This window comes from Thiomicrospira sp. WB1, assembly GCF_001507535.1.
Lineage (GTDB): Bacteria > Pseudomonadota > Gammaproteobacteria > Thiomicrospirales > Thiomicrospiraceae > Hydrogenovibrio.
Window position 1 is genome coordinate 788,747 of record NZ_LQBN01000001.1, and the last position, 21,580, is coordinate 810,326.

The 21,580-nt window shown below is 54.2% G+C and carries 25 protein-coding genes and 1 riboswitch; of the genes, 18 read left to right on the forward strand and 7 right to left on the reverse strand.

Features of this window, described 5'->3' with window-relative positions:
- Positions 1–26 precede the first annotated feature (26 nt).
- Both AVO41_RS03495 and AVO41_RS03500 read left to right on the forward strand, forming a co-directional pair.
- A complete protein-coding gene (locus AVO41_RS03495; protein ID WP_068582599.1) occupies positions 27–761 on the forward strand; it encodes a response regulator in 735 nt (244 codons plus the stop codon).
- Between the two features lie 50 nt (positions 762–811).
- Positions 812–886: riboswitch (cyclic di-GMP riboswitch) on the forward strand.
- A gap of 449 nt (positions 887–1,335) precedes the next feature.
- On the forward strand, positions 1,336–2,910 hold the full coding sequence (locus AVO41_RS03500) for a peptide chain release factor 3 (protein ID WP_068582602.1): 1,575 nt from the start codon (positions 1,336–1,338) through the stop codon (positions 2,908–2,910).
- Between the two features lie 333 nt (positions 2,911–3,243).
- Here AVO41_RS03500 and mgtE read toward each other — a convergent pair whose 3' ends face one another.
- The 7 genes from mgtE to AVO41_RS03535 form a co-directional block, all read right to left on the reverse strand.
- Positions 3,244–4,602, reverse strand: a complete 1,359-nt coding sequence (gene mgtE, locus AVO41_RS03505; RefSeq protein ID WP_068582605.1) for a magnesium transporter — start codon at positions 4,600–4,602, stop codon at positions 3,244–3,246.
- 126 nt (positions 4,603–4,728) lie between these two features.
- On the reverse strand, positions 4,729–5,070 hold the full coding sequence (hpf, locus tag AVO41_RS03510) for a ribosome hibernation-promoting factor, HPF/YfiA family (protein ID WP_068582608.1): 342 nt from the start codon (positions 5,068–5,070) through the stop codon (positions 4,729–4,731).
- 112 nt (positions 5,071–5,182) lie between these two features.
- Positions 5,183–5,905 carry an LPS export ABC transporter ATP-binding protein gene (gene lptB / locus AVO41_RS03515; RefSeq protein WP_068582611.1) on the reverse strand — a complete coding sequence of 241 codons (723 nt, stop codon included), beginning with the start codon at positions 5,903–5,905 and terminating at the stop codon, positions 5,183–5,185.
- 1 nt (position 5,906) lies between these two features.
- Positions 5,907–6,458 carry a lipopolysaccharide transport periplasmic protein LptA gene (gene lptA / locus AVO41_RS03520; protein WP_068582614.1) on the reverse strand — a complete coding sequence of 184 codons (552 nt, stop codon included), beginning with the start codon at positions 6,456–6,458 and terminating at the stop codon, positions 5,907–5,909.
- On the reverse strand, positions 6,455–7,102 hold the full coding sequence (gene lptC / locus AVO41_RS03525) for an LPS export ABC transporter periplasmic protein LptC (RefSeq protein ID WP_068582617.1): 648 nt from the start codon (positions 7,100–7,102) through the stop codon (positions 6,455–6,457). Before lptC ends, lptA begins: the two co-directional genes overlap by 4 nt.
- A 65-nt stretch (positions 7,103–7,167) precedes the next feature.
- A complete protein-coding gene (gene kdsC, locus AVO41_RS03530; protein ID WP_068582620.1) occupies positions 7,168–7,695 on the reverse strand; it encodes a 3-deoxy-manno-octulosonate-8-phosphatase KdsC in 528 nt (175 codons plus the stop codon).
- A gap of 12 nt (positions 7,696–7,707) precedes the next feature.
- A complete protein-coding gene (locus AVO41_RS03535) occupies positions 7,708–8,697 on the reverse strand; it encodes a calcium/sodium antiporter (RefSeq protein WP_068582623.1) in 990 nt (329 codons plus the stop codon).
- 249 nt (positions 8,698–8,946) lie between these two features.
- Between AVO41_RS03535 and AVO41_RS03540 the strand changes: the two genes are divergently transcribed.
- From AVO41_RS03540 to AVO41_RS03615, 16 genes are all read left to right on the forward strand, one after another.
- Positions 8,947–9,612, forward strand: coding sequence for a hypothetical protein (locus AVO41_RS03540; protein WP_068582626.1), 666 nt, complete (start codon positions 8,947–8,949; stop codon positions 9,610–9,612).
- Positions 9,613–9,653: 41 nt separating this feature from the next.
- On the forward strand, positions 9,654–10,454 hold the full coding sequence (locus AVO41_RS03545; protein ID WP_068582629.1) for an ATP-binding cassette domain-containing protein: 801 nt from the start codon (positions 9,654–9,656) through the stop codon (positions 10,452–10,454).
- Complete coding sequence (gene mlaE, locus AVO41_RS03550) at positions 10,451–11,236, forward strand: lipid asymmetry maintenance ABC transporter permease subunit MlaE (RefSeq protein WP_068582632.1); 786 nt, start codon at positions 10,451–10,453, stop codon at positions 11,234–11,236. Before AVO41_RS03545 ends, mlaE begins: the two co-directional genes overlap by 4 nt.
- A 78-nt stretch (positions 11,237–11,314) precedes the next feature.
- A complete protein-coding gene (mlaD, locus tag AVO41_RS03555; RefSeq protein ID WP_068582636.1) occupies positions 11,315–11,782 on the forward strand; it encodes an outer membrane lipid asymmetry maintenance protein MlaD in 468 nt (155 codons plus the stop codon).
- Between the two features lie 3 nt (positions 11,783–11,785).
- On the forward strand, positions 11,786–12,433 hold the full coding sequence (locus AVO41_RS03560; RefSeq protein WP_068582639.1) for a phospholipid-binding protein MlaC: 648 nt from the start codon (positions 11,786–11,788) through the stop codon (positions 12,431–12,433).
- On the forward strand, positions 12,430–12,741 hold the full coding sequence (locus AVO41_RS03565; RefSeq protein WP_068582643.1) for an STAS domain-containing protein: 312 nt from the start codon (positions 12,430–12,432) through the stop codon (positions 12,739–12,741). Before AVO41_RS03560 ends, AVO41_RS03565 begins: the two co-directional genes overlap by 4 nt.
- 77 nt (positions 12,742–12,818) lie before the next feature.
- Positions 12,819–13,748 carry an ABC transporter ATP-binding protein gene (locus tag AVO41_RS03570; RefSeq protein ID WP_068582646.1) on the forward strand — a complete coding sequence of 310 codons (930 nt, stop codon included), beginning with the start codon at positions 12,819–12,821 and terminating at the stop codon, positions 13,746–13,748.
- Positions 13,745–14,515 carry an ABC transporter permease gene (locus AVO41_RS03575; protein WP_201022830.1) on the forward strand — a complete coding sequence of 257 codons (771 nt, stop codon included), beginning with the start codon at positions 13,745–13,747 and terminating at the stop codon, positions 14,513–14,515. Before AVO41_RS03570 ends, AVO41_RS03575 begins: the two co-directional genes overlap by 4 nt.
- A gap of 22 nt (positions 14,516–14,537) precedes the next feature.
- Positions 14,538–14,759 carry a BolA family protein gene (locus tag AVO41_RS03580; protein ID WP_068582650.1) on the forward strand — a complete coding sequence of 74 codons (222 nt, stop codon included), beginning with the start codon at positions 14,538–14,540 and terminating at the stop codon, positions 14,757–14,759.
- Positions 14,760–14,768: 9 nt separating this feature from the next.
- Positions 14,769–16,025, forward strand: coding sequence for a UDP-N-acetylglucosamine 1-carboxyvinyltransferase (gene murA, locus AVO41_RS03585; RefSeq protein ID WP_068582653.1), 1,257 nt, complete (start codon positions 14,769–14,771; stop codon positions 16,023–16,025).
- Positions 16,026–16,054: 29 nt separating this feature from the next.
- The gene (gene hisG / locus AVO41_RS03590) at positions 16,055–16,696 is read left to right on the forward strand and encodes an ATP phosphoribosyltransferase (RefSeq protein ID WP_068582657.1); all 642 of its coding nucleotides are present in this window, start codon (positions 16,055–16,057) and stop codon (positions 16,694–16,696) included.
- 21 nt (positions 16,697–16,717) lie between these two features.
- Positions 16,718–18,016: a histidinol dehydrogenase gene (gene hisD, locus AVO41_RS03595; RefSeq protein ID WP_068582660.1), complete on the forward strand. Its 1,299-nt coding sequence runs from the start codon at positions 16,718–16,720 to the stop codon at positions 18,014–18,016.
- Positions 18,017–18,081: 65 nt separating this feature from the next.
- The gene (locus AVO41_RS03600; protein ID WP_068582663.1) at positions 18,082–18,822 is read left to right on the forward strand and encodes a Nif3-like dinuclear metal center hexameric protein; all 741 of its coding nucleotides are present in this window, start codon (positions 18,082–18,084) and stop codon (positions 18,820–18,822) included.
- A gap of 271 nt (positions 18,823–19,093) precedes the next feature.
- Positions 19,094–19,675, forward strand: a complete 582-nt coding sequence (gene petA / locus AVO41_RS03605) for a ubiquinol-cytochrome c reductase iron-sulfur subunit (RefSeq protein WP_235584644.1) — start codon at positions 19,094–19,096, stop codon at positions 19,673–19,675.
- Positions 19,675–20,907 (forward strand): cytochrome bc complex cytochrome b subunit, encoded by a 1,233-nt coding sequence (locus AVO41_RS03610; RefSeq protein WP_068582669.1) that lies wholly within the window; start codon positions 19,675–19,677, stop codon positions 20,905–20,907. The genes petA and AVO41_RS03610 overlap by 1 nt, the downstream gene beginning before the upstream one ends.
- Complete coding sequence (locus AVO41_RS03615) at positions 20,908–21,564, forward strand: cytochrome c1 (RefSeq protein ID WP_068582672.1); 657 nt, start codon at positions 20,908–20,910, stop codon at positions 21,562–21,564.
- Positions 21,565–21,580 lie beyond the last annotated feature (16 nt).

Sequence of the window (21,580 nt, forward strand, 5' to 3'; positions counted from 1 at the left end):
CGGGCAGACCATTGAAAGGAAAATTTATGACCGAACGCCATCATGCGCCCTGCATCCTGATTGTCGAAGACGAAGCCAAAATCGCGGACATTGTTCAGGCTTATCTCGAAAACGAGGGGTTCAAAACACATCAGTTGAACCGTGGAGATGAGGTGGAACCCTGGTTGGAAGCTAATTCGGCCGATTTGATGATATTGGATCTGATGTTGCCGGGCAAAGATGGCATAGCCGTGTGCAAAGCCGTGCGTGCGTTTTCACGGATTCCGATTATGATGTTGACGGCCAAGGTGGAAGAGGTCGACCGGGTGATCGGGCTGGAAACCGGGGCCGATGATTACCTTTGCAAGCCTTTCAGCCCGAAAGAGGTCGTGGCTCGGGTCAAAGCCTTGTTAAGGCGTCGTTATGAGTATGATCTGCAAACCCATGTGGCCGACTGGCAAATGGACGAAGAACGGTATCAAGTGCATTACCAGGGGCAACATGTCAATCTGTCTGTGGTCGAATTTGCCATTCTCAAGCAGCTCAGTCAGAGTCCGGGGCGAATTTTTTCACGCGCCCAGTTGATCAGTTCCATCTACCCGGACAATCGGGTGGTGTCCGATCGCACCGTGGACAGTCACATTAAAAAGTTGCGCCATAAGTTATTTGAGGCGTTGACGGAGGACGACATCATTCACTCTGTGTATGGCGTGGGGTATAAGTTTGAACTGCCCGAGGGCCTGACAGAAAGCGATGTGCAACAAATCTCAGAAAAATCGTAACAATGGGTTGAAATGCTCAGGCATTCGCAATATACTTAGATCAAAAGTTGGAAAGAAAAAGCTAAATTCGTCGCGAGGCGGAGGCGGAAAACCACGGATCTCACGCAGATGGCCGGGTTGCCTTTCTGGAAAGTTACATCGTTCTTGATGCTCTCTCCGGTTCATCACAAGTTCTCGTGTGATGCCTCTCCCCATATTCATTTAGTTTTTTCAGTCTTACAACAGCATTGTTTGGTTTGGCTTACGTCCAGGTTGGCGTACTCAGTACCGTACCGAGACAGCTAAGAGTGTTGCTGTAAGATTTAGGAAAGCCATTTTCTGTTTTTGACCGTGTTTCAGAGTGCAACTGAAAACCCCCCTTCCCTGTTTGACAGGGGTACCACACTTGGGGGAATTTGGAGGGCCGCCCGGCCCTCTCTTTTTTTCTGCCGACCTGTTTTTTGAATTTTCTGATTGAACTCTTGGTTTTGGCAGACTCTTCCAATGAGTTATAATGCCCCATCTTTTCGTTTATGGCAAGTTTTCACGTTGTTGTGAGAAGACCTTGCCTGTTTCACCACAGTGTAAATAAATTATGTCTCAGTCCCTGGAAACGGCTAAGCGCCGAACGTTTGCCATTATCTCGCACCCGGATGCGGGGAAAACCACCGTGACCGAAAAGTTGCTGCTTTATGGGGGAGCCATTCAGCTGGCCGGGTCGGTCAAAAGCCGAAAAACCGACCGTGCCGCGACCTCTGACTGGATGAAAATGGAGCAGGAGCGGGGCATTTCCGTGGCCTCATCGGTGATGCAGTTTCCCTATCGGGATGTGATGATCAACCTCCTGGATACGCCCGGGCACGAAGACTTTTCTGAGGACACTTACCGCACCTTAACCGCTGTGGATTCGGCGTTGATGGTGATCGATGTGGCCAAAGGGGTGGAGGATCGGACCATTAAACTGATGGACGTGTGTCGTCTGCGTGATACCCCGATCCTGACGTTTATCAACAAGCTCGACCGCGAAGGCAAAGAGCCGATTGAGTTGCTGGACGAGGTGGAAGACGTTCTGAAAATCGACTGTGCCCCCGTGACCTGGCCCATTGGTATGGGTAAGCGCTTTAAGGGCATTTATCATCTTTACAATGACACGGTCCGCCTGTTTGAGGTGGCCGATGGATTGAATGCCTCGGAAGGTGAGTTGATCGAAGGTTTGGATAACCCGCGTTTGGACGAGTGCATCGGCGACCAGGCCCAGGAGTTGCGGGATGAGGTGGACCTGGTCCGAGGGGCGAGCCATGAATTTGATCTGGATGCATTTTTGAGCGGCAAGCTCACGCCGGTTTATTTTGGGTCGGCGGTGAATAACTTCGGATTGCAAGAGTTGCTGGACGGCTTTCATGATCACGCGCCCGCCCCTCAAGGTCGAGAAACGGCGACCCGTCAAGTGGCGTCTTCCGAGGACAAGCTCACTGGCTTTATCTTTAAGATCCAGGCTAATATGGACCCCAAGCACCGAGATCGGGTCGCGTTTATGCGCGTGGTCTCCGGGTGTTATGAAAAGGGCATGAGCCTCAAACATGTTCGTCTGGGCAAGTCTGTCAAAATTGCCAAAGCCATCACCTTTTTGGCCAATCGACGCGATCAGGCGGAAGTGGCCTATCCCGGCGATATCATCGGCCTGCACAATCATGGCACCATTAAAATCGGGGACACCTTTACCCAGGGCGAAGATTTAAAATTCACCGGCATTCCCAATTTCGCGCCGGAGCTTTTCCGACGTGCCCAGCTCAAAGATCCGATGAAAATGAAGGCGCTACAAAAAGGGTTGACCCAGCTGTCCGAAGAAGGGGCGACACAGCTGTTTCGGCCGGTGGCAAACAACGACCTTATTCTGGGGGCCGTTGGGGTCTTGCAGTTTGAGGTGGTCGCTCAGCGTCTGGTGGATGAATACAATGTGAATTGCTTTTTTGAGCCGGTCAATGTGCAAACGGCACGCTGGATTGAGGGCGACAAGGCAGACATTGATCAATTCCTGGCCAAAGTCAAAGAAAATGTGGCCTATGATGCCGCCGGACAACTGGCTTACATTGCGCCGACGCGGGTCAACCTGAACCTGACCGAGGAGCGATGGCCAAACCTGCGCTTTGTGGCCACGCGTGAACATTGATCATAAGTGACTCATTTGCAATGTTTTTTTAATGTGTTAAGGTTGCTTCATTAATTTGTGAGGTTTGGGTTGACCAGGCCTGGTAAAAATGATGGGTGGCCGCCAATGAAGTTGAAACGTCGAGACAATATTTTTCGAACACAGAAAAAGTCGCACGGAAAGTCGTTCTTTCTGCTCCTGCTGATCGTTGCGGCGGTGGGGTTTTATTTTTTTGGTCAGATTAAGTCAGTCCTGGCCGCTTTTCTTTGAGCCTTGTCAGGTCTTGCTCTCCCGCGAGCCTGCTTTTTTGTCGCCTTAGACCGTCCCTTCCTTAGACCGTCTTTAGACAGACGGTTAGATCAAGATCACCGTGGCCAGTCCCAGAAACACGAAAAACCCCAATGAATCCGTGACCGTGGTCAACATCAGCCCGGAGGCGAGGGCTGGATCAATTTTCATTTTCTGTAAAATCAGTGGAATCAGTGCGCCTGCCAGGGACGCTGCAGTGAGGTTGATGAGCATTGCGGCGGCAAAAATCAACCCAAGCACCGGGTCCTGAAACCAGATCCCGGCGGTCAAGCCGGTCAGGGTTGCCCAAAACAAACCATTGAACCCACCCACGGATGTTTCCTTCCATATCAGACTGCGTCGATTCCGACTGCCTAATTTTCCGGTTGCCAAGGCGCGGATAACGATGGTAGCCGTCTGAGTGCCAGCGATGCCGCCCATACTGGCGACAATGGGCATCAGGATGGCCAGCGCGACAATTTCTTCAATCGTGGCTTCAAACACACCGATCACAATGGACGCAAAAATGGCGGTGAGCAGATTGATGCCCAGCCAGAAAGAGCGGCGTCTTGCGGAAATCAAAGGCGGGGCAAAGAGGTCTTCTTCCTCGTCCAGGCCGGCGCTGGCCATGGTGGTGCGGTCGGCTTCTTCCCGAATGATGTCGACCACGTCATCGATGGTAATGCGCCCGAGCACATAATCCCGTTCATCGATCACAGCAATGGAAATCAAGTCGTTTTTTTCAAAAATACTGGCGACTTCCTTGTCTGGCATGAGGGCATTGATTGCAAACCGGCTTTTGTCCACCAGGTCTGCGACCAAAGTGTCCTCGTCGTGTGTCAGCAGATCGTTCAGTCGCAGCGTGCCTTCGTATTTGCCATGACGGTCGCGCACAATCAGGTCCACCATGTCGTTGGGTAGCGTGCCAATTTTTCGCAACAGGCGCAAAACCACTTCCAGCGTGACGTCCGAGCGCACCGATATGTAGTCGGTTGACATCAGGCCGCCCGCGGTGTTTTCCGGATACGACAGGGCAGTGATGACGGCGTCTCTGGCTGGTCCCGGCAGCGCATCGATCAGATCATGTTTGTCCGACTCCGGCAGGCTCTGCAGGATGTCAGCGATGTCATCGGTTTCCAGCGATTCGGTCAGCGCGATGATTTCGTCGCGTGTGAGCAGCTTGAGCAGGCTGGCACGGACTTCATCATTGGTGTGCCCCAGGACGGGACCGCGAATCTCAGCCGGGAGGTAATGCCATAGCCCGGGGCGTTCTTTGGGCGGTGTGGCTTCCAGCGTTTCGGCGATTTCTTCGGGGACCAGACTCAGTAACAGCTGTTCGATGTAGTCGTGGTTCTGTTCCGAAACCGCCTGTTGCAGTTGTTCGGCGATGGCCAGCTTGTCGTGATGGTAATGCACTTTGCTCATGATGCGGACCGGTTGAAAACGTATTTGGTTATTTTACCTCAATGGCATGACGAGGCCATGACAAGCCGCTATTCGGGCATAAAAAAAGCGCCAAGCGGCGCTTTTTCGGGGGCAGTCAGCATCGAATCAAGCTTCTTCCGCCTGGTCGGCCGACATCTGACGGGCGCCACCGGTCTTTTTGTGGTGGCTGCTGATTTTTTCTTTGTGTTTGATGATCTGGCGGTCCAGTTTGTCAACCAAAGCATCAATGGAAGCATACATGTCATCGGTGGTGTGTTCGGCAAACAGGTCTTTGCCTGAAACATGCACCGTGGCTTCGGCCTTCTGGTTTTGTTTTTCAACCGTCAAAATCACATGCGTATTGGTCACATGGTCAAAATGGCGGGTGAGTTTCTGCATTTTTTCGGTGACATAGTCGCGCAGAGCGTCGGTGATCTCAACGTGGTGGCCGGTCAGATTGATTTGCATACATGACTCCTTTTCGTCGTGGTTGCACGCCGTGGTCCGGCGTTTTTGATTTCATTATAGCATAGCGGTCGGCGGCCGATTCAATCCGTCGCGCGCTTATTCGCGGGGCGGTTTACTGGAAATCATGGCCCAAATAAACGTCACGCACCTCGGGGTTGGACAGAACTTCTTCGGCATTGCCATGCGCCAGTATGTGGCCGTCGTGGAGAATGTAGGCGCGGTCACAAACCCCCAGTGTTTCGCGCACATTGTGATCCGTGATCAGCACGCCGATGTCGCGTGCTTTGAGTTGGCGGATGATGCCCTGGATGTCTTTGACTGAAATGGGATCCACCCCGGCAAAGGGTTCATCCAGAAGAATGAATGCCGGTTCCATGGCCAGGGCACGGGCGATTTCAACTCGGCGACGTTCTCCGCCAGACAGGGATTGCCCCAGCTGGCTTGTGATGTGACCGATCTGCAAGTCGTCCACCAGTGTCTGATAAAGGGATTCGCGTGTCTGCTTGGTCAGTTCGGGGCGCATTTCCAGAATGGCCAGAATGTTGTCGCGGACACTCAGGCGTCGAAAGACCGAGGCTTCCTGCGGCAAATACCCGATGCCCAGCCGGGCACGCTGGTCAATGCTTAGAGGGCTGAGTTCGCGCTCATCCAGCCAAATCTCGCCGGCGTCGTTGCGGACCAATCCGGTCATCATGTAAAAGGTGGTCGTCTTGCCGGCCCCATTGGGGCCGAGCAATCCGACCACTTCCGCGCTGTGAACATCCAGGTCGACAGAGGTGACCACCGGACGCTTTTTATAGCTTTTGGCGAGATTTCGGGCGTAAAAGTGAGCCATGTCAGGGTGTGGTCTCGGTTGGGGGGGTGGGTTTTTCGGCCGCAGGGGATTCGTCTTCTGTGGCCGGATCAAAAATCACCTGAACCTGTTCGGTCTCGGATCGATAGGCTTTTACGGTCTGGGCCTTCAGATCGTAAAAGATTTTCTGACCTTCAATGCTGTTTTTTTCTGCCTGCTTGACGTAAGCGTTGCCCTCAAGCAAAACCGTGCGTTCGCGTGCACTGTAGGTGATCTTGTCAGCATGGCCTTCCATCCAGGCCTGCTGTTCAGGCAGAAAGCGTCGAAAATGCGCGGGCTGGCCGGTGACGATGGTCTTTTCCAGCTCGCGTTCGGGGTGGAAAACGGTGGCCTGGTCTCCGCTGACCCGGGTGCTGCCCTGAACCATGGTGACATGGCCGGTATAGACGCTCTCGCCCGTCTGGTCCTGGCTGATCAGTTCGTCCGCTTCCACTGTGATCGGTTGCGATTCGTCCGGCAAGGCGGTTTCCGCCTGGGCGAGAAAGGGCCCGCTGAACCAGAATAGCAGGATGGCAGTCAATAATCGGTGTGTCATGATTGGGGGGCTCTCGGGGGTAATGAGTCAAAGCGCTGGCGGTGCAAGGCAGGGACCTGGTCCAGCTTTGGCCAGTGCCGGGTCAGTACCTGATCACGCAAATGCAATTGCTGGGTTGTCAGGTCAAGTTCAAATCGTTGGGACCGGGTGAAAGATTGAGGCGTATACATTCGGGTCGTTACCGGACTCTGAGCGTGGTCGTCAGCGGGGGTGTAGTGCAACACTTGCGTTTCGAGTTGACGCCATTTTGACCAGGCCTGGTTTGATGGATTGTCTGAAGGACGGAACTGAGCAATGCGAACGTCCTGCGTCAGGGTCAGTTGGTCTTCGCCCTGGGTTTGGCCGAAAAGGCTTTGGCTGATCAGTAAGCGCTCACCCGACTGGCGAAGCAGAATCGGTTGGGTCAGGTCGCTTTGTTGCGCTCGATCAAGGTAAGTCACGCGTTGAGCGTAAAGCGCGGTTCGGGTGGTTGTATTTGCGTCGTGTTGGTTGTACCAGAGGCGTGTGCCATAGGCTTGCCATTGATAGGTGGCATCCACCGAAGGCGCGCTTTGGCTGGGTGCGTCTGTGTCCGGCACTTGCCACAATACCCAGGCCAGAAAAGGCAGAGCCAACAACAATGTCAAAGACAGACGACGCAGCATTCACAGGTTCCGGTTAGTGGTGAATCGGGCGGATTGAGAGTGTGGCTTAAATGGTAACAAAGTTTTCAGCGAAGGTAGAAGTCCATTTGCGCCTGCCACAGCCCCTGGGCTTTCATCAGCAATTCACACACTTCACGCACGCACCCTTGGCCGCCGTTGTAACGAGAGATGTAATCCACGCGCGAGCGCACTTCCGGGTCGGCGTCGGCGGGTGAGACGGCCAGGCCGACGCGGGTAAGCAAGGGTAGATCCAGAATATCATCGCCGACGTAGGCAATCTGTTCCAGCGTCAGGCCCAGTTCTTCCACCAGTTTGAGAAAGGTGGGCAGCTTGTCGGGAACGCCCTGATAGAGGTGTTTGACTTTGAGGTCCTGCATGCGCTTTTCGGTCAGCGGTGAGCGCCGTCCGGTAATGATGGCGATGTCTATGCCGCTTTTCTGCAACATGACCATGCCATGCCCGTCGCGCGTGAAAAAGGCTTTGTATTCCTGTCCGTCGTCGCCGTAAATCAGTTTGTTGTCTGACAGGACACCGTCAACGTCCAGAATCAACAGGCGAATGGATTGCGCTTTTTTTGCGATGTCGTTGGCCATGCGTTTCCCCGTTTATCCGGAAACCGTCCGGAAATAAAGAAATATCATATAGCCTATGAAACTGGCCAGCAATAACCCGCCTTCAATTTTGGTGATCTCGGCCTTGCCTTTCCTTGGGAGGGCAACCATCAACATGGCCAGGGTTAAGGCGAGCATAATAGGATAGTCGTGAAGAAGCGTGTTGTTTTCGATCAGTGAAGGCGCGAGCAAGGCCGGCATGGACATGACCGCCAGCAAATTGAACAGGTTGGAGCCGAGAATGTTGCCGATCATCAGATCGGACTCGCCTTTGAGAGCCGCAGAAATGGCGGCGGCGAGTTCAGGCAAGCTGGTGCCGATGGCGATAATGGTCAGGCCGATGACGACGTCGGGCACCTGAAAAATCTCTGCGATCTCGACCGCGCCCCAGACCATCATTTTAGCGCTGGTCATGAGCACAATCAGGCCCAGCAGTAAAACCAGCAATGCCTTCTTTAAAGACATTTTGGGGATGTCGTCGAGTTCATGCTGAGTTTCTTCCGTCAGTGGGTCGTCCGGTGAGACCTGTTTGTTGGCGCGGATCATCCAGAACAGCACAACAAACAAAAGCCCAAGCAGAATAATGCCATCGGTCATGTCCAGATCGCGATCGAGCATGAGTACGATGCCGAGCAATGAAATGATCAGCAAAATCGGAAATTCACGGCGCAACAAGGAAGACTTGATGGCAATGGGTGCGACCAGCGCGGTGACACCCAGCACCAGGCCGATGTTGGCAATGTTGGAGCCGACTACGTTGCCGATGGCCAGTCCGGGACTGTCATCAAGCGAGGCGAGTATCGATACAAAAATTTCCGGGGCCGATGTGCCAAAGCCCAAAACCACAATCCCGATCACCAGGGGGGAAATGTTCAAATGAATGGCTGTGCTCGCAGCGCCTTCGATGAATTGATCCGAGCTCCAGACCAGAAGGATCAGGCCGATGAGCAGAAGGAGGGACGGTAAAATAAGTGCTGTGGTCATAAAGCAACTCGGTTAAAATCTGCGTTTTACGTACTTGGAAACCCTGTCGGGTGCCAAGCCACGTTCAGACTGTTACAATGTTGTAAAGTGTATGTGCAAGCCGGATGGGCGTGCCTTACATTCGGTTGCCGATTTTGGCGATTGAAGAGGCGGTTGACGTGACGTTTTGCCATCGTGCCGCCACCAAAGACCCCGATTATATAATTTTTCGCAATTGAAATAAACGATGTTTATGAGGACGTCCCAAAAATGTTGACATTTGGCACACAGGGCTGGCATCAAGTCATGGGCAAATCACCCGGTTCGGGCTGGGTGGATTTTTACCCTTCGGACATGCCTGAAGACTGGCGTCTGGATTTTTACAGTTCGTTTTTTGATTGTCTGTTGGTGAGTCAGTCAACGTGGGAACCTTGTGATTCGGACTGGCTGGCCATGGTTGAAGAAAGTCTGGCAGATGAGGCCTTTGTTTGGGTGCTTGAGGTTGAAACCCCAAGTGATGAGGCCATGGCGGCGATCCAGCTTCTTGCCAAGCAGCCGGGGTTTTCGTCGCTGCATTTGTTGTGTCGAGCGCCGCAGGCGCAGTGGTTGTCTCAATTGCCGAAATCGGTTTCGATCACGTTGGCGGTGCCCGAGTCTGAAAATGTTGAAACGGCCAAGCAGCATTGGCAGGCGTTTTTGGCCGGTTCCGACTGGGATTGGACGGTGAGCGGCATGCACTTGATTGGCGCGCCGCTGGGGTATTGGCCCAACTTGCCCGATGATCCAAAACAACAGGCCGGTTGGCTGCAGACGTTTGCCGCCAGTCTGCCCGAGGGCTGGCAGGCGTCTCCCGTTCCTTGCGTGACCGGAGCGCAGGTCTCGGCGCAGACGCTCAGGGCGTTGAAAGTCATGGCGGATGTGTTGAGGTTAAGATAATGCCCATCACGCCACGCCATGAATACTCGAGAGGATAAAGCATGTCGGCATTGATTGAAATTCGGGATTTGACCTTTTCACGCGCCGGGCGCAAGATCTTTGACGGTCTGAGTCTGGACGTGCCGGCGGGCAAGATTACCGCGATTATGGGGCCAAGCGGGACGGGGAAGACCACCTTGCTCAAGTTAATTGCCGGGCAGCTCTCACCCGACTCGGGCACCATCAAGGTCAATGGCGAATTGGTGCACCGGATGAGTCGGCGCAAGCTGTATGACTTGCGTTCGCAAATGGGCATGCTGTTTCAAAGTGGTGCTTTGCTGACCGATTTGAATGTGTTCGACAATGTGGCGTTTCCTCTGCGTGAACACACCGATCTGCCTGAAGTGTTGATTCGCCCTTTGGTGTTGATGAAGCTCCAGGCGGTCGGCTTGCGCGGCGCCCGAAATTTGAAGGCTTCGGAATTGTCCGGCGGGATGGCGCGACGTGTGGCACTGGCCCGGGCCATTGCCATGGACCCGAGTATGATTTTCTATGATGAGCCTTTTGTCGGTCAGGACCCGATTACCATGGGCGTGCTTATTTCTCTGATCAAAAAGCTCAACGACAGTCTGAAGCTGTCGAGTGTCGTGGTGTCGCACGATGTGGCGGAAGTCCTTTCCATTGCCGATTTTGCCTGTGTGATTGCCAATGGTCAGGTGGTGGCCGAAGGGGATTCGGAGTCGTTGTATCAAAGTGAATCCCCCCAGGTTCAGCAATTTTTAAAAGGCCTGCCCGATGGACCGGTGCCGTATCATTACCCGGTCGCGGCATTTGGTGATGACCTGAAAACGGAGGCCTCATGAAACAGCCTGTATTGAATGCATTGGGGCATATTGGTCGCCAGACGCTGGGTATTCTGGCGCAATGGGGGCGAGCAGGCTTGTTCCTTTTGCACCTTTTGCCGGCATTGCCGTATTCGGTTTATCGTTTGGAATTGCTGATCAAACAGGTGTACTTCACCGGTGTGTTGTCCCTGCCCATTATTTTGACGGCCGGTTTGTTTGTGGGCATGGTGTTGAGCCTGCAGGGCTATAACGTGCTGGTTGATTTCAACTCTGAGGAGGCGGTGGGAACCATGACGGCCTTGTCGTTGCTACGTGAACTGGGGCCGGTGGTCGCGGCCCTGCTGTTTGCCGGTCGGGCAGGGTCTGCCATGACCGCTGAGATCGGCCTGATGAAGTCGACCGAACAGCTTTCAGCACTGGAGATGATGGCGGTTGATCCGCGTAAGTTTGTGTTTGCCCCGCGCTTTAGCGCGACGCTGATTGTGATGCCATTGCTTTCACTAATGTTCATTGCCATGGGGATTCTGGGCGGTTACATGGTTGCCGTTGGATGGCTCGGCGTGGACGAAGGCGCTTTCTGGTCGCAGATGCATGCGTCGGTGGATTGGCGTGAAGACGCCGTCAACGGCATCATCAAGTCGGTGGCGTTTGGCGTGTTGATTGCGGTGATTGCCCTGTTTCAGGGGGAAGATGCGGTGCCGACCTCGGAAGGCGTCAGTGGGGCGACGACCCGGACGGTGGTTCAGTCGTCCTTGGGTATTTTGGCGCTGGACTTTGTGTTGACGGCGGTGATGTTTTAGTCAAACGCTTGGTGTGGCACGCTTGGCATGGCGTGAGCGATAACAATGAACGAGTTTGGATCAAAAGGAAAGCGGATCATGACGCGTAAACAATGGATTGAAATCTGGGTGGGGATGTTTGTGCTGATGGGAATCATTGCGCTAGCCGTGGTGGCGTTCAAAGTCAGCAATTTTCAAGGGCTTCAGGAGCGCAGCAGTTATCAGGTCCATGCCCTGTTTGATAACATCGGTGGCTTAAAAGAGCGGGCCCCGGTGAAACTCAGTGGCGTGGTGATTGGTCGGGTGAATGAGATTAAAGTCGACCCGGACACCTACTTTGCCAAGGTCTCGATGTCGATTTACGACGATTTTGATCAGTTGCCGATTGATACGTCGGCTTCCATCCTGACCTCGGGGTTGCTGGGGGATCAGTACATCGGATTGAACGTGGGGGCCGATGATCTGTTTCTGAAAGAGGGGGATCGCATTGAGCTGGTGCAGTCGGCGATTGTGCTTGAAGATCTGATCGGCCAGTTTCTGACCAAATTTGCAGACAGTGGGGAGTAGGCGATGAATAAATGGGTAACCGGTTTGACGACTGCTTTGTTTGGTTGGACGCTGTGCCTGTCTCAGGCCATGGCGTCCACGCAAGCGGATGAGGCGGGTGCAATGGTGCAGTCGGTGTCGGAAAAAGTGGTGGCGGAACTGAACCAGAATCGCACCCGGTATGAGGGCAATCCTCAGGCCGTCAAAGCCTTTGCTGAGGAATACGTTCTGCCTTATGTGGATACGTTCCGCATGGCACGCTATGTGATGGGGCGCTATTGGAAACTGGCGTCCGAAACACAGCAGGAAGCGTTTGCCGAGGCGTTTAAAACCATGTTGTTGCGTTCCTATTCCAAGAGCCTCCTCAAGCTGGAAATTGATTCGGTTAAAGTGACACGCATCACTGAAGAGCGCCCGGGGCGTGCATCAATTCAGAGTGAGGTGTTGCAGGCCGATGGCAATGCTTCCCGCGTGGATTACCGGGCGTATTACAGTGACACCAAGCAGCGTTGGCTGCTGTACGATATGACGGTGGAAGGCGTGAGTTTACTGCTCAATTACCGCAAAACCTATGGCTCCGAGTTTGCCAGCAAAGGGGTGGCGCGTGTGATCAACGAGTTGGAGTCAAAAAATCAGGAAGCGCTGGCGGAACAAAGCGAGGCGGCCGCGTGAAGACGGTGAATCTGTCACATGAAACTGCGGCAGTGTTCGAGCAGTCGTGTTTGCGTCTGTCCGGTCAGATTGAAGCTGAGGCCGTGACTCAGATCTATCAACAGATGCTCAAAACCCCTTTGGAACCCATTGATCAGGTGGATTTGTCTCAGGTCACCTCGCTGGATTCGAGTTGTTTGTCATTACTGCTCTATCTTCAATCGCAGCAAACATCCCCGGTGACCGTGGTGGGCCTGCCTGAGCAAGCTCAGGATCTGGTGAGTCTGTATGATCTGCAGGACGTCTTAAACTGGGCGCCTCCCGCTTGAGGGGCGCCTCGTAAAAACGCATGCAAAAACCGCCAGGCCTGGTGGTTTGAGTAAAACACAAGGATGATAAAAGATTTATGAGCACACCGTTTCCCGCTGTGTCATTTCAAAATGTTCAAAAAAGCTATGGCGACTTGTCGGCCTTAAAGGGCGTCAGTTTTGATGTGCGCCCGGGATGTTTTTTTGGTTTGCTGGGCCCAAACGGGGCCGGCAAATCCACCCTGATTAATTGCATGTCAGGATTGGTGCGCCCGACCGACGGCCAGGTGTCGATTCAGGGACAGGATGTGATCAAGAATTACCGCGAAGCCCGGCGCCTGGTCGGGGTGGTGCCGCAGGAGCTGATCGCCGATCCGTTTTTCTCCATTCGTGAGTTGCTCGATATTCAAAGCGGCTATTTTGCCCTGCGCGGGGCCGCTCAGAATCGCTGGATTGACTATCTGTTAGAGCGTCTGGCGCTCAAGGACAAATCAGATGCCCTGACCCACGAGCTGTCCGGGGGGATGAAGCGGCGCGTTCTGATTGCCATGGCGCTGGTGCACAAGCCTCAGGTTGTGGTGCTGGATGAGCCCACAGCGGGCGTGGATGTGGATTTGCGCAAAACGCTCTGGGATTTTACCAAGTCGCTGCATCGGCAGGGGCATACCATTATCCTGACGACGCATTATCTGGAAGAGGCCGAAGCGTTGTGTGAGGATGTGGCGATTATGAAAGGCGGCGAACTCAAAGCGCTTGAAACCACGGACGCTCTGTTGTGTCGCCATCAATACCGCTATCTGCGCGTCAAAACCATGGCGCCGGTGGCGTCGGACGCCTTGGTCGCGCCCTTGCAGTCGCGATTGGAAGAGCAGGACGCCAACGGCTTTCTGTTGCGCCTGGAAAAAGACATTGCCATCAATGAGGTGTTGGATTGGTTGGGTCAGAGTCAGGTATCGGTGCAGGATATTAACAGTCGGGATGCCACGCTCGAAGAGGTGTTTTTGGATTTGACGGGGGAGGCGCAATGATTCCGTTGTCTTGGTTAGGCGGCTGGTCGCTGTTTGTGAAAGAGGTTCGCCGTTTTTATTCCGTGGCGGTGCAGACAGTGTTTGCGCCCGTGGTGGCGTCATTGCTGTATCTGTTGATTTTCGGTCAGGTGATCGACACGCGAATGGAGGTGTTTTCCGGTCTGGATTACAGTCAGTTTCTGATCCCGGGACTGGTGATGATGACCATTCTGCAAAACGCCTTTGCCAATACCTCATCCAGCCTGATTCAATCGAAGATGCATGGCAATCTGACGTTTGTGCTGCTCAGCCCGGTCTCGCCACTTGGGTTTTATCTGGCGTTTGTGGGCGCCTCGATCATTCGCGGCTTGGCCGTTGGCATTGGCGTGCTGCTGGTGGGCTGGATCGGGTTTGATCTGACCTGGCAGTCGCCGGCCTGGGTGTTGCTGTTTGCCGTGTTGAGTGCCGCCGTGATGGGGGCTGTGGGGATGATTGCCGGGATTGTGTCGGACAAGTTTGACCATCTGGCCGCGTTTCAGAATTTCATCATTATTCCGCTGACGTTTCTCAGCGGTGTGTTTTATTCGATTCAGGCCTTGCCCGGTTTCTGGGAAGCTGCGTCTCATTTCAATCCGTTTTTCTACATGGTGGACGGTTTTCGCTATGGGTTTTTTAATGCCTCGGACGTCTCCCCCGGTTTGAGTTTGCTTGTGACGCTGGTCTTCTTTTTGATTGTCACGGTGATTAATCTGATTTTATTGTACAAAGGCGTTAAAATACGCGACTGATTTTGCCAACCAAGGGGGCCTTATGTCACCAGAAAAAATTCGTGAGCGGATTCAGGCGGTTTTGCCGGACGCGCAAGTGGTTACCAGCGGTGAGGACTGTAATTTTGCGGTGGAGGTCACCAGCGGACAGTTTGAAGGCAAAAAACCGCTTCAATGTCACCGCATGGTGAATGATATTTTTAAAGACGAACTGGCCGATGGACGTCTGCATGCGCTGTCGATCAAAACCAAGACCCCCGGCTAATGAGTGCGCATGGATAAATTATTGATTGATGGCCCCTGCAGCTTGTCGGGGTCGGTTCGAATTTCCGGCGCCAAAAACGCGGCGCTGCCCATACTAATGGGGTGTTTGCTGGCAGAGTCGCCGGTGACGCTGTCGAATGTGCCACACTTGAAAGATGTGACCACCACCATTCAGTTGCTGGCCACCATGGGCGTTGGGGTTACATTTGATGAAACATTGGACATTGAAATCGATGCCTCGAGTATTGAGACCAAAGAAGCGCCCTATGAGCTGGTGAAAACCATGCGCGCTTCGATTCTGGCCATGGGGCCTTTGCTGGCGCGCTATGGTGAGGCGCGGGTGTCCTTGCCGGGCGGCTGTGCCATCGGGTCGCGGCCGGTCAATATCCATCTCGACGGCATGCGCAAAATGGGCGCGGAGATTGATGTCACCCAAGGTTACATTGTGGCACGTGCCGGACGTTTACAGGGTGCGGACATTCATATGGACCCGGTGACCGTGACCGGGACGGAAAACCTGATGATGGCGGCGGTGCTGGCCGAAGGCACCACCGTGTTGCGCAATGCGGCCAAAGAACCGGAAGTGTCGGATCTGGCCCACTTTCTTAACAAGATGGGCGCACGCATTCGAGGCATTGATACGGATACACTGATCATAGAAGGGGTCGAGCGTCTGCAAGGGGTGGACTACAGTGTGATTCCGGATCGAATTGAAGCGGGTACGTACCTGGCCGCGGCGGCCGTGACGCAAAGTTGCCTGACCGTGACCCATGTGGTGCCCGAACATCTCGAGGCCGTGCTCGAGCGATTCCGGGCTGCCGGGGCTGAGTTGGTCGTCGGAGATGACTGGATTCGCCTGGACATGCGTGGGCGTAAACTGTTGCCGGTGGACATTGTGACCCACCCCTATCCGGCGTTTCCAACGGACATGCAGGCACAGTTTGTGGTGATGAATGCGTTGGCCGAAGGATCGTCCAAAGTGGAAGAAACCATCTTTGAAAACCGCTTTATGCATGTGTCCGAACTGATTCGTATGGGCGCTGACATTACGGTCGAAGGCAACAGTGCGCACATCAAAGGCGTGGAAGCACTGGTTGGGGCGCCGGTCATGGCGACCGATTTGCGTGCGTCGGCGAGTTTGATTCTGGCCGGTCTGGTCGCCCAGGGCCGGACCGAAGTCAGCCGGATTTACCACATTGATCGCGGTTACGAACTCATTGAAGAGAAATTTCATAAACTGGGCGCTCACATTTACCGCGCCAGTTAAACACGAACACCAAGTACAAAGGTCGATCTATGGCAGACCCGTTAACCATTGCTTTGTCCAAAGGACGCATCTACAAGGATACCTTGCCCTTACTCAAAGCCGCAGGCATTGAGCCAGCAGAGGATCCGTCCAAATCGCGAAAACTGATTATCCCCACCAATCACGATCACATTCGTTTGCTGATCGTCAGAGCCACCGATGCGCCGACCTATGTGGCGCATGGGGCGGCCGATCTGGGCGTGGCCGGTAAGGACGTGTTGATGGAGGCGCCCACAGACAACATCAATGAATTGCTGGATCTTCAGATTGCGACCTGTAAGCTGATGGTTGCCGGGCCGGAAACGCCGAAACCGACCGGCCACCGTCTGAAAATTGCCACCAAGTACATTCAGTCGGCCACGGCTTATTACGCTCAGAAAGGTGAGCAGGTGGATCTGATCAAGCTCTATGGCTCCATGGAGATTGCGCCGCTGATTGATCTGGCAGATAAAATCGTTGATCTGGTCGACACCGGGAATACGTTGCGGGCCAATCACCTGAAGCCGGAAGAGCACATTGCCGACATCAGTTCCCGGTTGATTGTGAATGAGCATGCTTATAAGACCAAGTTTGCCCAGATTGATGCCATTGTGAAACAGTTTAAGTCAGCCGTGGATGCGGCCGCTTCCTGACAACCTATTAGTGAGTTGATTATGTTGAAGATTGAAACCCTTTCTGCCAATGCCCCGGATTTTTATCAAAGACTGGACCAGTTGCTGGACTGGGAGGGCGTCTCGGATGCGTCGGTCAATGAGGTGGTGCGTGATGTGCTCAAAGCCGTTCGTCAGCAAGGCGATCAGGCGCTGCTGCAATACACCGAAAAGTTTGATCGGTTGTCGCTGCAGGACGCCGCGGAGCTTGAAATCCCAGCGAGTGAACTGAAAGCCGCTCTGGCACGTATTCCGGCCAAGCAGCGTGAGGCGTTGGAGTTTTCAGCCCAGCGCGTGCGCCAGTATCATGAACGGCAGGTCGGGACCTCCTGGTCTTATACCGAAGACAATGGCACCTTGCTGGGCCAACAGGTCACGCCGCTTGATAAAGTCGGGCTTTACGTGCCAGGCGGCAAGGCAGCCTACCCGTCTTCGGTGGTGATGAACGCCGTGCCGGCGAAAGTCGCCGGGGTCGAGCAATTGATCATGGTGGTTCCGACCCCGGATGGGGAAGTCAACGACATGGTGTTGGCAGCGGCGGCGATCTGCGAGGTCGACCGGGTGTTCACGCTTGGTGGGGCTCAGGCCGTGGCGGCTCTGGCTTATGGAACGGAAACTGTGCCTCAGGTGGATAAGATTGTGGGGCCGGGTAATATTTTCGTGGCGACTGCCAAGCGTGAAGTATTCGGCACGGTGGGCATTGATATGATTGCCGGGCCGTCTGAGATTCTGGTGTATTGCGATGGGCAGACGGATGCCGACTGGATCGCCATGGATCTGTTCTCTCAGGCCGAACACGATGAGGATGCGCAATCGATTCTGGTGACCCCGGATGCCGATTTTGCCCAGAAAGTCGAGCAAAGCATTCAAAAGCTGGTCGGTGAGATGCCGCGAGAAGCGATTATCCGAAAAGCACTTGAGACGCGCGGGGCGATTATCGTGGTGGAGAACGAAGCGCAAGGCTGTGAGGTGATCAATTATGTGGCCCCGGAACATCTGGAGTTGTCGGTGGCCGATCCGCAGGCGATGCTGCCAAGCATTCGTCATGCGGGGGCGATTTTTATGGGTCGCTACACGGCCGAAGCACTGGGTGACTATTGTGCCGGTCCCAACCATGTTTTGCCGACCTCGCGCACCGCGCGTTTCTCCTCGCCTTTGGGTGTCTATGACTTTCAGAAACGATCCAGTCTGATTATGTGCTCGCCGGAAGGCAGCCAGACACTGGGTGAGTACGCCGCTGAGCTGGCCGATGGGGAAGGCTTGCAGGCCCATGCTCGCTCGGCCCGGTATCGCTTGAAATAAATGCATTCATCGGGCCTGGATTTGACCAGGCCTGGTTAATTTGGAACCAACCGCAAGGGGGAGCCATGGACATTCAAGCGCTGGAAACCTATCTAAATAATTACCTGTCTGTTTCTGAGTTTAAGGATTATGCCCCCAACGGGCTTCAGGTGGAAGGGCGCAAAACGGTTCAGACGCTGGTCACAGGCGTCACCGCCTGCCAGGCATTGGTGGATGCGGCGATTGAGCGCAAGGCCGATGCCATTCTGGTGCACCATGGCTATTTCTGGAAGAACGAGCCGCAGGCGATTGTCGGCATGAAACGCCAACGCATCGCCAGTTTGTTGCAACATGACATCAACCTGTTGGGCTATCATCTGCCGCTGGATGCGCACCCGGAGGTTGGGAATAATGCGTGTCTCGGTACCCTGTGGGGGTTAAAAGATATTACGCCCGAACCGGGATTGGTTCGCCTGGGTCGATTGCCGGAAGCGGTGTCGATCGAACAGTGGGTCGAACAGGTGGGCACCAGTTTGAACCGCTCGCCTTTGCATCTTCCCGGAGGGCCAGCGCAGGTAGAAACCGTTGCCTGGTGCAGTGGTGGCGCGCAGGGGATGATGCAGCAAGCGATTGACTGGGGGGCGGATGTCTACATCAGTGGCGAGGTGTCGGAGCAGACCACGCATCAGGCGCGTGAAAGCGGCATTCATTATCTGGCCGCCGGTCACCATGCGACCGAGACCCTGGGGGTTCAGGCGCTGGGTCGGCATTTGGCGGATAAATTCGGATTGGACGTATCCTTTGTGGATGTACCGAATCCGGTCTAACGGTGCTCTCTGTGTCAATCCATTATTAAGGCTTTAAGTTTTATTTATGAAAGACATTAATTTTGTTTATAAATAAATTTTTTTAGGGCATAAATAGATATTTATGTAGGGGCTGATGGCCTCTGCTAAAATCAAAAATCTTGATTCGCGCCATCTGAGTGTCTTTTTGACTTCAGGTGGCATAGCAACGTATGCATCAAGCGACTGCGGATGCGATTCGGTTAAAGAGGAAAGCTCGATGTCGTCAAACCAAGATCAACCAAAGACTTCGATGACACGCCGCAAGGTGCTGACTGCAGCGACCGGTGTGATTGGGGCCACAGGGGCGACCTTTGCCGCGGTGCCGTTTGTCAGTTCCTGGCAGCCCAGTGAAAAAGCCCGTGCAGCAGGGGCTCCTGTAGAGCTTAACATCAGTAAAATTCAACCCGGCCAGATGGTGACGGTTTCCTGGCGTGGCAAGCCGGTCTGGGTGGTGCGACGAACGCCTGAAATGATTGAGCGTCTGGGCGATCTGGACGATCGGTTACGCGACCCGAACTCACTGGTGTCGGAACAGCCCGAATATTGTCAGAACCCGACTCGTTCGATCAAACAGGAATTCCTGGTGGTGGTCGGGGTGTGTACCCATCTGGGGTGTGCACCGCTTTATCGCCCCGCCGTGGATTCCCCTGACATGGCCGAAAACTGGCAGGGTGGATTCTTCTGTCCTTGCCATGGCTCAAGCTTTGATTTGGCCGGTCGCGTGTATCAGGGTGTGCCGGCACCGACCAACCTTGAAATTCCGCCTTATCATTACAAAAGTGCGCAGGTCATTCGCATTGGTGAAGACCCGGAAGAAGGAGGAGTGGCCTGATGGCATCAACGCAGCAAACGAAACAGAATTCCTTGCTCGCCTGGCTGGATGCCCGTTATCCACTGGTCAGTACCTGGAATGAGCATGTGGCGCAATACTATGCGCCCAAAAACTTTAACTTCTGGTATTTCTTCGGTTCTTTGGCGCTGCTGGTGCTGGTCAACCAGTTTGTCACCGGGATCTGGCTGACCATGAGTTACAAGCCCAGCGCGGCCGAAGCCTTCAGTTCTGTTGAATACATCATGCGTGATGTGGAATGGGGTTGGTTGATCCGCTATATGCATTCGACCGGGGCCTCGGCCTTTTTCATCGTGATTTACCTGCACATGACCCGGGCCTTGTTGTATGGGTCCTACAAAGAACCGCGTGAACTGGTCTGGTTGCTGGGCATGCTGATCTTTGTGGTGCTGATGGCCGAAGCCTTCATGGGGTACATGCTGCCCTGGGGGCAGATGTCATACTGGGGCGCGCAGGTCATCATTTCCCTGTTCGGTGCCATCCCTGTGGTGGGGCCGGATCTGGCGACCTGGATCCGAGGTGACTTCATTATCTCCGATGCGACCTTGAACCGCTTTTTTGCGCTGCATGTGATTGCGTTGCCGTTGGTGTTGCTGATCCTGGTGTTCATGCACATTGTGGCTTTGCACAAAGTCGGCTCCAACAACCCGGATGGCGTTGAAATCAAGAAACTGAAAGACGCGCAGGGGCTGCCCAAAGACGGGATTCCGTTCCATCCGTATTACACGGTGAAAGATTCCTTTGGTGCGGCCGTGTTCATGCTCTTTTTCGCTTTTGTGGTGTTTTACATGCCAACGGGAGGGGGCTTCTTCATTGAGCCGCCCAACTTTGAACCGGCCAACCCGTTGAAAACGCCGGATCACATCGCACCGGTGTGGTATTTCACACCGTTCTATGCGGTATTGCGGGCGATTCCGGACAAGTTCCTGGGGGTTCTGGCGATGGGCGCGGCCATAGCGGTGCTGTTTGCCATGCCATGGCTGGACCGCTGTAAAGTGCGCTCAATCCGTTATCGCGGTCTGTCGTACAAAGTGTTGCTGACCATCTTCCTGATCAGCTTTGTGGTGCTGGGATGGTTGGGCACGCAGCCGGCGTCACCGGAGTTGACCAAACTGGCGCGTATCTTTACCGCAACCTACTTCCTGTTCTTTATCATACTGCCGTTTACATCGGCGACAGAGAAAACCAAGCCGGTTCCAGAGAGGGTGACATAGATGAAAGTATTGCAATGGTTGACGATCTGCGTCTTGCTGATGCCTTTGTCCTTGCGGGCGGCCGGGCCGTCCCTGCCACTGGAATCGGCCAATAATGACATTCAGGACCTTGACTCGCTTAAGCGGGGTGCCGCCTTGTTTACCGACCACTGTATGGCCTGCCACTCGGTCAAGTACATGCGCTACAACCGCATCGCGGCCGATCTGGGCTGGACCAATGAAGAAGTGGTCGAGGTGATGAGTTACGGGCAGGACCGTCCAGTGGATCATGTCATGACTCGCATGCCCGATGGCGTGGCCATGAACGTGTTCGGTACCAAAGTGCCGGACTTGTCTCTGATGGCTCGCTTGAAAGGCACCGATTACATTTACAGCTTCCTGCGCGGGTATGAATATGACCCGGAAACCAAGAGCTGGGATAATCGGTTGTTGGAAGGGACGGCCATGCCCCATGTGCTCGAAAGCATGGAGCGCCATGGCAGCGAAGAAGCCTTTGCTCAGGCCGCACGCGACATCAGTAATTTCCTCGAGTACACCGGCGAGCCTGCCAAGTTGCAACGCCTCGATCTGGGCTGGAAGGTGATGCTGTTCCTGCTGCTGTTGATTGTCGTAACCTATTTGCTCAAAAAAGAGTATTGGCGCGATATCAAACACTGACCATCGTCTTTATCGA